Source organism: Pseudoalteromonas sp. NCCP-2140 (assembly GCF_023708065.1).
In the GTDB taxonomy this organism is placed as follows: Bacteria; Pseudomonadota; Gammaproteobacteria; order Enterobacterales; family Alteromonadaceae; genus Pseudoalteromonas.
Genome location: NZ_BRCZ01000001.1, coordinates 283,676 through 295,780, shown reverse-complemented (window position 1 = coordinate 295,780; position 12,105 = coordinate 283,676). Strand labels below are relative to the sequence as shown.

Below are 12,105 nucleotides of genomic sequence, written 5' to 3'. Positions count from 1 at the left end.
AAGCTAAATCTAAAAAAACTAACATAAGTAAGCTTAATAGTGTCTGACTGCTTAACTGCAAAAAAGTTCCTAATATTTATAAATTCTCAAAAAACGTCTCAGGCTTGTGTCTGATTGGTTTTTTAATGTCTACTTCTGGTGTACCCAGATATAAGTAGCCAACAATCTCATCTTGTTCTTTACAACCTAGTGCCGCTTTAACAGCTGGGCTCTGTGCAAAATAACCTGTACGCCAAATGCCCCCTAAACCTTGCGCAAATGCCGCTTGTTGCATTGCAAGTACAGCGCAGCCTGCACTTTGTACTTGTTCAATACGTGGCACTTTTGGGTTTTCAGTTACATCAGCAATGGCAATGATCATCATAGGAGAGCGTAGAGGTAGATCTTTAGCGCGCTCAATGGTTCTATCATCTTGGTTTTCAGCAACAGCGGCTTGATGGTAGATATCGCCTAATTTATTACGTGCGTCGCCTTCAACGACAATAAACCGCCAAGGCGCAATACAGCCATGATCAGGCACTTTTATGGCCGCTCGCTTAATAATTTCAAGTTGTTCTGCAGTTGGTCCAGGTGCAATAAGACGAGGATCTGATTGTCGAGTTTGTAATAGCGTTAAAGCGTCCATGAATATTCCGTAAATGCTTAAGTACGACACCCCTTAATAATCGGGGCAGAAAACCCAAGCTTATCATTTATCTTTATTAGCAATAAAGCTATTAGATGCTTTTCTAGTTAACCAATAATCTAAACTGACGTAACGACCGCCACCTGCAAAAAATAAACTTAAGAGCATAACAAAGTATATTGCGGAAAACTCAATACCATTATTTAATATTACAGGCTTCCCTTTCGCATAAAGGTATTCTGTATAACCATGCGTCTCTAACAATTCACGCATTTTAGCTAATCTCTCACTGGCTTCATTGGAATTAACTAAACTGGCTTCACTTCCTGGTATTGCTAGCCAATTCAGCACTCTCGCAGGGCTGGTACTGGCATCGGTAGGTGTTACAGCAAACCAGCCATTACTGGCATGTACTGTTGTCGCTGCAACCAGCATGGTGATCATTAAAGGGATTGCTGTTAAACGAGTAAATAAACCCAATAATATAAAGATCCCCCCTAAAAACTCAGTCCATGCAGCTAAAAAGGCTAATACAGAGGGCATGGGTAGACCTAAACCCCAGTCACTATTTCCAAACCAAGCAGCAATATCCTCAGATGCTAAAAAGTATTGATAAAAGTGAGTAACATCACCGCTTAAAGCAAGTTTATTAAAGCCGGCAATGATCATCACTGGGGCTAAAATCAAGCGAATTAATAGACTCGGTAGTCCATCTAAAAACTGCAGTTTCTTAAAGGTGTGTTGGTAAAGGGGTATTAGGTGGGTGTTCAACATAGCGGTCTCATGACTAAATAGATTAATCACATAGACCGCACGTTTTCTAGTTTACTTTCAATTAAATTTTACGAGCGACTTGTAACGCTTCAAAAATTGCACGTTTAGCATCGATAGCGGCAGCTAGTTTTGCGCCACCAATAACGTGTACTTTAGCGTTTTCGGTTTGATTGTCGAACGTTTCAGTATTTGACACCTGACCAATACAAGCAATCACGGTATCAACATCGAGGATTTGCTCTTCACCTTTTACCGTTATCTTCAAACCTTGTTTATCAAAGCTTAGATATTGACACTCAGCGATTTGTTTAACACCGTGCTGTTTGGCAACTTGACGGTGGATCCAACCCGTTGTTTTACCAAGTTCACTACCAAAACGCCCTGCACTTCGCTTAAGCATGTAAATTTGACGATTGTCTTTTTCAGGCGCAGCTTCGCATTCAATACCCCATTGAGTTTTGAATTGCTCAATTGTTTGGCCTTTGTGTTCACTTAAAAAGGCAACCATATCAAAACCGATACCACCGGCACCTAGAATCGCAATTTTATCGCCTAGTTCTACTTCACCACGAATTACTTCATCATAAGCGAATACGCGTTTGCCATCACTGCATTCTATTTTGGCTTCACGCGGACGTACGCCTGTTGCAAACACCACATCATCGTATTGATTGAGCATCTTGTCAGTAAATTCAGTACCGAGCTGTAAATCGACATTTAAACGCTTTAATTCATTAGTAAAGTAGTTAAGGGTATGGTTAAAGTCTTCTTTACCCGGCACTTGCATGGCTAAATTAAATTGGCCACCCATTTGTTCTTTACGTTCAATTAAAGTCACTTTGTGACCTTTCGCTGCTAAGTAACAACTTGCAGCAAGGCCAGCAGGGCCAGCACCCACAACCAGTACTAATCGAGACGATGGTGCTTTTTCAAGGCAGTAATCTAACTCAAAAGCCGCTTGTGGGTTAACCAAACAGGTGGCACGTTTGTTTTTAAACACATGGTCTAAACAGCCCTGATTACAACCAATACAAATATTGATTTGCTCAGACTTATTATTAACGTATTTATTGAAAAATTCTGGGTCTGCTAATAAAGGACGTGCCATCGAAATTAAATCAGACTCGCCTGCTTCTAAAATTCCATTGGCAATTTCTGGAGTGTTAATACGGTTAACCGCGATAACTGGCACTGATACCGTTTCTTTCAAGCGTTTTGATGCTTCTTTAAATGCTCCTGGTGGTACCATACTGGCAATGGTTGGTACACGAGCTTCGTGCCAACCAATACCGGTGTTAAAGATATCAACGCCAGCTTGTTCAAGTGCTAGGGCTTGTTGTTTTACTTCATCAGGTGTTGATCCATTAGGAATTAAATCCATCACAGACAAACGAAATACAATAATGAACTTTTGACTTACTTTAGCGCGTACAGCTTTAACAATATCAACAGCCAAGCGCATGCGGTTTTCTAAACTACCGCCATAGTTGTCTGTTCTTTTATTCGTGTGGTTAGCCATGAATTCATTAATCAAATAACCTTCAGAACCCATGATTTCAACACCATCATAACCTGCTTTTTCAGCCATTTTTGCTGAGTTAGCAAAGTCTTTGATGGTTTTTTTGATTGAACCCAACGACATTTCTTTAGGTTTATACGGATTAATAGGTGCTTGAATTGAGCTTGGCGCTTGATTGAATGGATGATAAGCATAGCGACCTGCATGCAATAATTGTAAGCAAATTTTTCCGCCATGCTGATGCACTGCATCAGTATATGCTTTGTGTTTGATCACATCATAAAATGAGTTAAATGTTGATGCGAACGGAGATAGCTTGCCACGAATATTTGGGCTATAACCACCTGTAATGATTAAACCCGTGCCGCCTTTGGCACGTGCTTCGTAGAATGCACGTAAGCGTTTACGGTTATGCCAGCCTTCTTCTAAGCCGGTATGCATTGAACCCATAACCAAACGATTACGAAGTTCGGTATGCGGTAATTGTAATTTTTGTTCTAACATTGTGTGCCCCGTTAACTGGTCGAACCTCTATTTGAAATAGATTCTGCGGCAATAACTTAGAATAATCAACTTTTCACTGGTAATTATTCTGTAGCAAATTGTCGTTTTAAACACTCTGTTACTATTTAACAGTTAAATTTAAAGTTATTCTAAGCTAAGATGAGATCACTACTAAGCTGTACTGAATTAAGGATTTATTTTGCTAGCAAAGATATTTAAAGGCATTTGGACCGGGATTAATTTTTCCCGCCGTTTGGTCCTAAACATATTATTTCTATTACTAGTAATACTCTTCTTTGTTGCTATCACTGGTGAAGAAGACCAAGTAAAAGTAGCAGACGGAACCGTGCTACGCCTAAACTTAAATGGCCCTATTGTTGAAGAAAAAACGTATGTTGATCCTGTAGAAGCAGCAATCAACGATGCAACTATGGGTAAAGAAGCACCATCTGAAATTCTTCTTGATGATGTTGTTGAAGTGATCAACCAAGCAACTAAAGATGATCGCATCAGTGTAATGCTTCTTGATCTACAAAAAATGCCAAGTGCGCACATCAATAAGCTAAAACAAATAACTAAAGCAATTGATGCCTTTAAAGATGCAGGCAAACAAGTTATCGCAACAGGCTATTACTATACACAAGCTCAATACTATATTGCAGCCCACGCTAATGAAGTGTCTATGCACCCTTATGGTGGTGTGAGCATTGAAGGCTACGGTATGTTCCCGCTTTATTTCAAAGATGCGCTTGAAAAGTTAAAAGTGACTCAACATATTTTCCGTGTGGGTACTTACAAGTCAGCGGTTGAGCCATTTATTCGTAATGACATGTCAGATGCGGCAAAAGAAGCGAATAGCGTTTGGTTAACTGCACTTTGGAACGAGTATAAAACTGACGTTGCTGCGAGCCGTCCATTCGATGAAAGCAATTTTGATGAAGATATGGATGTTTATCTTACAAAAATGCAAGCAGTTGACGGTAACTCAGGTCAGTACGCGTTAAATAATCAGTGGGTTGATTCTTTAAAAACCTCACAACAAATTCGCCAACAGCTTATTGAGTTAGTTGGTGCAGAAGAAACAGGCAAAACCTTTAAGCAAGTTAGCTTCCGTGAGTATTTATCGCTGGTAAAACCGCCTGTTGAGTTCGATAACCCAATCACTGAAAAAGTAGCTGTGGTTGTTGCGAAAGGCACCATTGTTGATGGCGAGCGTAAAGCAGGTGAAATTGGTGGTGACTCTACAGCAGCCCTACTTCGCAAAGCGCGTCTTGATGACAAAGTGAAAGCCGTTGTACTACGCATCGATTCAGGTGGTGGTAGTATGTTTGCTTCTGAAGTTATCCGTGCTGAAGTATTAGCTCTTAAAGCAGCGGGTAAACCGGTTATCGCTTCAATGAGCTCAGTGGCAGCATCAGGTGGTTACTGGATTGCATCTGCAGCCAATGAAATTTGGGCAGCCCCTAGTACAATTACAGGTTCAATCGGTGTATTCGGTACTTTCATGACGTTTGAAAATACTATGGCTGAATTAGGTATTTACTCAGATGGCGTTGCTACAACAGACCTAGCTGGCTTCTCTATTGCACGCCCACTTGATGAGAAGATGTCAGATATCATTCAAATGAGCGTTGAAAATGCATACAAACGTTTCTTAAATGTAGTCGCTGAAGCGCGTAACATGACCCCTGAGCAAGTTGATAAAATTGCCCAAGGCCGTGTATGGATTGCAACTCAAGCAAAAGAGCTGGGTTTAGTTGATAAACTTGGCGATAAGCAAGATGCAATTAAGGCAGCAGCTGAGCTTGCTAAGCTTAATCATTATGATGTTAAAACCATCAAGCAATCGCTCACACCACAAGAGCAAATGCTACAAGATATCTTTGGTACAGCGGCTGTTAAGAGCTTCTTTGCTAAGTCTGATTCATCACAATCAGTACTTGCGACACAAGCTAATTTACAAAGCCTTATTAATCAGTTAAGTAGTGAAATTGATAACCTAAAAGATTACAACGATCCACAAGGCGTTTACGCTCGTTGTTTAGTGTGTAATGTAATTCAATAAGTTACTTAGCTAAGCGATTTTAGGTATACTAAGCCCAGTTATTTAACTGGGCTTTTTTTATGAAACGTAAACGTATATATATCGCCTATACCGGTGGTACTATCGGTATGAAAAAATCGAGCCGTGGCTATGTTCCGGCAGAAGGTTTTTTAACCGAAACAGTGGTCAATAATGCAGAGTTCAATCGTGATGAAATGCCTTTGTTTGATATTCACGAATATTGCCCGCTCATTGATTCTTCAGATATGTCCCCTGCCCACTGGCAATTAATTGCTGACGATATTAAGAGTAAATACCAAGACTATGATGGTTTTGTGGTTTTGCATGGTACCGATACTATGGCCTACACAGCTTCTGCTTTGTCTTTCATGTTCGAAAACCTAACAAAACCTGTAATTGTGACAGGCTCACAAATTCCATTGTCGCAACTTCGTTCTGATGGCCAAGTAAACTTACTTAATGCTATGTATTTAGCCGCTAATTACCCTATTGCTGAAGTAAGCCTGTTTTTTAATAACCAGTTGTTCCGTGGTAACCGTGCAACAAAAGCCCATGCTGATGGCTTTGATGCCTTTGCATCACCGAACCTTGAACCATTAGCACTGTCTGGAATTAATATTCAACTGATCAAAGGGCAACTAAGCCCTTACGTTGATAACGAACTACAGGTGTCAAATATCACACCACAGCCAATTGGTGTGCTTTATCTCTACCCTGGGATCAGTCCAAAAGTGGTTAAAAGTTTAGTTAATGACGACATCAAAGCACTTGTTTTATTAAGTTTTGGCGTCGGTAATGCCCCGCAAGATCCGGCGTTCTTAGACATTCTTAATGATGCAAGTAAACGCGGTATGGTGATTGTTAATCTAACACAGTGCTTAAAAGGCCAAGTTAATATGGGCGGTTATGCAACCGGTAATGCCTTATTAAATTGTGGTGTGATCAGTGGCTACGATATGACATTAGAAGCCTGTTTGACCAAGTTACACTACTTATTTAGTCAAAAGCTTGAAGTAGAAACAATTCGTCACTTGATGCAAGACAACCTGCGCGGTGAGCTAAGTCGTTAATACAGCAAATACAAAAAAGGCACCAATTGGTGCCTTTTTTATGCTTTTTGATAATTAACGAACTTTTTCGTCAATCTCAACTAAGTCTGTTAAATGGCAAATCTCACCACTATGAGTTTTAATACCATGCTCACCGAAGTAGTCACGTTGTGCTTGAACAAGGTGACCATTACTTGGTGTTGTTAACGTCGCAATGTAAGTTTGCGTTGCAGTTAACACTGGGAATGCAAGACCAGATGCAACTGCTGCACCCGTTACCTTACGTAATGCTGCTGATTCACGCTGCATAGAATCAATAAATTCTACACCTTCAGCTACATTGTCTAAGTAATCAGCACGGATGATACAACCTGCGCGCCATGTTTGTAGCGTTTTAGAAAGATCTACTTTCCACTGATGCGCACGAGACGCACCTTTGATAAGGGCTAAACCTTGACGGTAAGCAAGTAAACTTGCCAATGTGAATGCATCTTTTAGCTCTGCTAAGTCTAAATCAACGGTATCAGTTGCTTTAGCAGCGTAAGTCATTTCTTTAGCAGCATGTGTATCACAAGTATTTGTTAAGTGACGTGCTTGAACAGCTGCAACTAGTGATGGCACTGCAATACCAAGCTCTAAGGCATTTTGTGCAGTCCATAAACCTGTACCTTTCGCGCCAACTTTATTGTCGATTAAATCAACTAGTGGCTCGCCTTCAGTCGTTTCAAGGCTCAAGATATGGCTTGAAATTGACAGTAAGTAGCTATTTAAAGTGCCTTCAGACCATTCATTGAAAATGTCAGCCACTTCTTTTGGTGAACGATTAGTACCTAAACGTAATAATTGATACATTTCTGCAATTAATTGCATTAACGCATATTCGATACCGTTATGAACCATTTTCACAAAGTGACCACTTGCAGATTGGCCTACACGCGCAAAACACGACTCACCTTTATAGCTTGCCGCTACTTTTTCAAACCACGGCTCAACGCGCTCCCAGCCGCCTTCTGAACCACTTGCCATCATTGCAGGACCGTGACGTGCGCCTTCTGCACCGCCAGAAATACCCATAGTGGCAAATTCAAATTTGTTTTGATATTTAAGTTTACGGCTAATGCCATCTTTGTAGTTACTGTTGCCGCAATCTACGATAATGTCATCACAGTCAACACCTGCTTCTGCAAGCTCTGTACATACTTTATCAACCAATTCACCAGCAGGAACTAAAAGAAGAATCGAACGAGGCGGCTCTAAGCGTCTAACCATATCATTTAAATCAGACACAATATGTAAACGGTCTGCCAAACCTAGTGCTTTCGCACAGCTTAGTAACTCGGCACCCGCATCTGGGTTTTTATCATAAGCTACTAATGTCAGCCCTTTTTCAATCAGGTTGAGGGCAAGATTTTTACCCATAACGCCTAACCCTACTAATGCAACTTGCATTTAGTGTCCTCCTCGGTAACAACTATTGGTTAGTTAATCAAAATAATTACGCGCGCATTATACCCAAGCAGCCCAAAAATGCGAGCTTGACAGCCAACTTGAGATAAATCATCGAAATCATGAAGCGACGTTGCCCCCAGTATATCAAAATAACCAAGGCATCGGACCAGATTTTTATAATACCCTTTAAAAAGGTATGTGTATTGACGCTACCTGACACCGGTGTCATAATAACGTCATTCACCCTTTGTATACTCTATAATTAATACAAAGAGCCAGATTCTCATAAGTAAAAACAATCATTTTTTACTTATGAGTTCTACATTGTGCTTATGTATAAGCCTATATTAAAGGTTTATAGCACGACATTTTAATAGATAACCATCAATTCGCTTAATATATTTGAGCGCACAGGAGAATTTGATGCTAAGACGCACAAAAATTGTTGCGACCCTTGGACCGGCAACCGATCGCGATAACAACCTAGAAAAAATTATTCGTGCAGGTGCAAATGTGGTTCGTTTGAACTTCTCACATGGCGTAGCACAAGATCACAAAGACCGCGCTGAAGCGGTACGCAGCATTGCTAAGCGTTTAGGCAAACACGTTGCTATCCTTGCAGACTTACAAGGTCCTAAAATTCGTGTATCAACGTTTAAAGACGGTAAAGTAAACCTAGAAGTTGGCGCAAAATTTACCCTTGATGCAAAAATGGAAAAAGGCCAAGGCGACGTTAATGCAGTAGGTATCGACTATAAAGAGCTACCTAACGACGTTAAAACAGGCGACTTACTGTTATTAAACGACGGTTTAATTCAATTAACAGTAGATAGCGTTGATGGTGCCCTAGTACACACAACAGTAACTGTTGGTGGCGTACTTTCAAATAACAAAGGTATCAACCGTTTAGGCGGTGGTTTAACAGCCCCTGCTTTTACTGATAAAGATAAAGAAGATTTAATCACTGCCACTGAGATTGGCGTTGATTATATTGCTGTTTCATTCCCACGCAGTGGTGATGACATGCGTTATGTTCGCTCTTTAGCAGAAGCCGCTGGCTCAAACGCACAACTATTAGCGAAAATCGAACGTGCAGAAGCAGTTGAAAACGTTGAAGCAATTGACGATATCGTTCTTGCTTCTGACGCTGTAATGGTTGCTCGTGGTGACTTAGGTGTTGAAATTGGTGATGCAGCCCTAGTTGGTAAGCAAAAGCTTATCATTAGCCGTGCTCGTTCACTTAACCGTACTGTTGTTACTGCAACACAAATGATGGAATCTATGATCGATAACCCTATGCCAACACGTGCAGAGGTTATGGACGTAGCAAACGCCGTATTAGATGGTACTGATGCAGTTATGTTATCTGCTGAAACAGCCGCTGGTGACTACCCTGAAGAAACCGTAGCGACTATGGCTCGCGTTTGTTTAGGTGCTGAATCACAAAAAGAAACACACGTTTCTAAGCACCGTTTAGACAGCCGTTTTTCATCAAATGCTGAATCAATTGCGTTATCTGCGATGTATGCAGCTAACCACTTAGATTCTGTTAAAGCTATTGTGACTCTGACTGAATCAGGTAGTACAGCTAAATTGATGTCGCGCATCAGCTCTGGTTTACCAATTTATTCATTATCACGTCATCCAAGTACGCTGGGCCAAACAGCACTTTACCGTGGTGTTTATCCTGTATTTTTCGATTCAACGAAATGTGAAGATGAAAGCATGGTACGTGATGCATTAAACACACTTGTTGAGCAAGGCTCACTAGTTGCAGGTGATACTGTGATTTTAACTCACGGTGATGCAATGGAAACGATTGGTGCAACAAACACAATGAAGATTGTAACTGTTTAATCTGTTACAAATTTTCAATAAAAAAGGCGCAATTAATAATTGCGCCTTTTTTGTCTTTAACTTATTAAATTTTGAATAGCTATTATACCAATCCGCTTAATTAAGTAGTCTATTTTGAGGCAATAAAACCTCGTTGATTACAAGGCAAAAATTTCGTTATTTAGTTGTTCTAAATGAGAAATTTTTAACGCAGTTAGCGACAGGTTTTATCCCTCAAAATGATTAAGTATTATTGCGGGTTGGTATTAGCTCGCGAGCGCTGCTTTCACTTTATCGCGATAGCTACGGCTTACTTTTAGCTCTTGGCCGTTATCTAGCACTAAAAGATACTCACCGCTTACTTGAGTTACAAGTTTGCTAATTTGCTTAGTATTCACAATGGCACTGCGATGAACTCGCACAAATAGTTGTGGATCAAGCTCTTGTTCAAGCTCTTTCATTGTTTTACGAAGGATATGCGTTTGCCCATCTTGGCAATGAAGGCACATATAATCACCAGCCGCATCAACCCATTGAATTGTAATAACAGGCACACGAACAATCTCGCCCTGCTCTTTTACAGCTAATGATTCTGGGTAACGACGGTCAGCAAGGCTATCGCCCGTTGCTAACTTCTTTAAAATTTCTTCGCAATTATTGCCTGTAATACCTGCAACAAAGCTCGCTAGTTTTTTCTTATGGGCGTTATCTTGTTGCGTTTTTAAATAGGTATGCACTTTTTCTACCGCCTGTTTTAGTCTGTTGTCATCGACTGGTTTAAGAATATAATCCAACGCATGAATCTCGAATGCTTTAACTGCAAACTGGTCAAAAGCCGTGACAAACACAATAGCGGGTAATGGATTAACGCTCTCGCTAAGTGCTCTTGCAACTTCAAAACCGTTCATATTTGGCATTTGAATATCTAAGAAAACCAATTGAATATTGCCCGATAAGCATTCATCAATTGCCTCTTGACCATTGCTACATAAACGAATGACTTCTAAATCGTCAAACTCAGAAAGTCGAACAGCTAAGCCTTTTCTTGCTAGCGGTTCATCATCAACGATCAAAGTTCTAATTTTGCTCATTTCTTAACAGCCTTTTCAAACGGAACGCGCAGATTAACTTTTAATCCACTTGGCGTATTGTCAGAGAGAACAAACGAGTAGTTGTTCTCATAAAGTGTTTTTAAGCGGTCCTGTGTATTAGCTATGCCAACGCCTTGAGAATTAACCAGTTGGCCATTTTTAAGCTCAGTGCCAGGACCATTATCGCCTACTTCCAATAATAGTTCATTTGCAAAAACTTGTGCTTTAATATCAATCACACCACCTTCATTTAGTTGCGCTATCGCATACTTTATCGAGTTTTCGATAATAGGTTGGAGGATCAAGCTTGGTACCAAGGCTTCTTTTGCCTGCTCGCTTACATCTACATTAACTTGTAAACGTTCATCAAAGCGTACTTTTTCAATTTCTAAGTACAGCATGAGGGCATGAATTTCTTGCTCTAATGGCACCTTTTTTATTGGGTCGGTATTGAGTGTGTATCGTAAGAAGTCACTCAATTTTGACACCATTAAATTTGCATCTTTGTTCTCTTTTACCAAAATTAAGGTTGAGATTGCATTTAGGGTATTAAATAAGAAATGCGGATTAAGTTGATAGCGCAGCATTTTCAGCTGAGCTTCGTGAGCCATAGTGGTTGCTTTTAGAGCCTTTTGTCGCTCACTTTGCAATAGCTGGTAATACTTAATACCAAAATACAAACCACTCCAACAAAGGATGATATAAACCGAATCTAAACCTTGTTGAAAGTAATAAAACCATTCATTTGGACGGTAACCGTGACGGTAGATTTCCCATAAATTGAATTTTTGTACAACGGCCCATAATGTGCCTGTGACATAGGAAGCACCAAAAACGACAAGCATTAATACCCAGGGTGAGGCATTCCAAACTTTACGATACATATAACGTAAAGGTACTGTCATTAAACAGCCTGCATAAGCGTTTAATACAATAACAAATACGTAAATATCACGCATTTCAAAGACTTTTGAGCCGATATAATTAACTAACGCATAACCTATCCAGCCTGCAATTTGCAAAACCCAGAAAAAGCGTTGTCGATTATCAACTAATGATTGCCAATTCAAAATATCAGATTACCTTTCATAATTATTTTTATTATACCGATAGTCACGAGAACAAAGCACTGCCGCCTATCTTAATTTTTTATAGCCTTACCGCATTCTTCAGACATTAAAAAAGCGAAGGCC

9 protein-coding genes are annotated in these 12,105 nt (G+C 40.1%); 3 read left to right on the top strand and 6 right to left on the bottom strand.

What is annotated here, in order from left to right; translation table 11 throughout:
• Positions 1–76 precede the first annotated feature (76 nt).
• The 3 genes from NFU46_RS01440 to NFU46_RS01430 form a co-directional block, all read right to left on the bottom strand.
• A complete protein-coding gene (locus NFU46_RS01440) occupies positions 77–625 on the bottom strand; it encodes an NAD(P)H nitroreductase (protein ID WP_175081898.1) in 549 nt (182 codons plus the stop codon).
• A 63-nt stretch (positions 626–688) separates the two neighbouring features.
• Entirely contained in the window at positions 689–1,399 is a 711-nt protein-coding gene (locus tag NFU46_RS01435) for a DoxX family protein (protein ID WP_251599010.1), read from the bottom strand.
• A gap of 61 nt (positions 1,400–1,460) precedes the next feature.
• A complete protein-coding gene (locus tag NFU46_RS01430) occupies positions 1,461–3,422 on the bottom strand; it encodes an FAD-dependent oxidoreductase (protein WP_251598993.1) in 1,962 nt (653 codons plus the stop codon).
• Positions 3,423–3,621: 199 nt separating this feature from the next.
• Here NFU46_RS01430 and sppA point away from each other — a divergent pair, with 199 nt between their 5' ends.
• Positions 3,622–5,487, top strand: a complete 1,866-nt coding sequence (gene sppA / locus NFU46_RS01425; protein WP_251598989.1) for a signal peptide peptidase SppA — start codon at positions 3,622–3,624, stop codon at positions 5,485–5,487.
• Between the two features lie 59 nt (positions 5,488–5,546).
• Positions 5,547–6,557 (top strand): asparaginase, encoded by a 1,011-nt coding sequence (gene ansA, locus NFU46_RS01420; protein WP_054561413.1) that lies wholly within the window; start codon positions 5,547–5,549, stop codon positions 6,555–6,557.
• A gap of 54 nt (positions 6,558–6,611) precedes the next feature.
• On the opposite strand, the gene gndA is transcribed toward ansA, so the two are convergent.
• Entirely contained in the window at positions 6,612–7,985 is a 1,374-nt protein-coding gene (gene gndA, locus NFU46_RS01415) for an NADP-dependent phosphogluconate dehydrogenase (protein ID WP_054553937.1), read from the bottom strand.
• A 423-nt stretch (positions 7,986–8,408) separates the two neighbouring features.
• On the opposite strand from gndA, the gene pyk reads away from it, so the two are divergent.
• Positions 8,409–9,842 (top strand): pyruvate kinase, encoded by a 1,434-nt coding sequence (gene pyk, locus NFU46_RS01410; protein ID WP_251598986.1) that lies wholly within the window; start codon positions 8,409–8,411, stop codon positions 9,840–9,842.
• 245 nt (positions 9,843–10,087) lie between these two features.
• Here pyk and NFU46_RS01405 read toward each other — a convergent pair whose 3' ends face one another.
• Positions 10,088–10,912: a LytTR family DNA-binding domain-containing protein gene (locus NFU46_RS01405; protein WP_054554883.1), complete on the bottom strand. Its 825-nt coding sequence runs from the start codon at positions 10,910–10,912 to the stop codon at positions 10,088–10,090.
• Complete coding sequence (locus NFU46_RS01400; RefSeq protein WP_054554884.1) at positions 10,909–11,982, bottom strand: sensor histidine kinase; 1,074 nt, start codon at positions 11,980–11,982, stop codon at positions 10,909–10,911. The genes NFU46_RS01405 and NFU46_RS01400 overlap by 4 nt, the downstream gene beginning before the upstream one ends.
• Positions 11,983–12,105 lie beyond the last annotated feature (123 nt).

Bases quoted from the DNA above. Each gene is read 5' to 3' on its own strand.
- NFU46_RS01440 (WP_175081898.1), bottom strand. From the start codon at position 625: ATGGACGCTTTAACGCTATTACAAACTCGACAATCAGATCCTCGTCTT.
- NFU46_RS01435 (WP_251599010.1), bottom strand. From the start codon at position 1,399: ATGTTGAACACCCACCTAATACCCCTTTACCAACACACCTTTAAGAAA.
- NFU46_RS01430 (WP_251598993.1), bottom strand. From the start codon at position 3,422: ATGTTAGAACAAAAATTACAATTACCGCATACCGAACTTCGTAATCGT.
- ansA (WP_054561413.1), top strand. From the start codon at position 5,547: ATGAAACGTAAACGTATATATATCGCCTATACCGGTGGTACTATCGGT.
- gndA (WP_054553937.1), bottom strand. From the start codon at position 7,985: ATGCAAGTTGCATTAGTAGGGTTAGGCGTTATGGGTAAAAATCTTGCC.
- pyk (WP_251598986.1), top strand. From the start codon at position 8,409: ATGCTAAGACGCACAAAAATTGTTGCGACCCTTGGACCGGCAACCGAT.
- NFU46_RS01405 (WP_054554883.1), bottom strand. From the start codon at position 10,912: ATGAGCAAAATTAGAACTTTGATCGTTGATGATGAACCGCTAGCAAGA.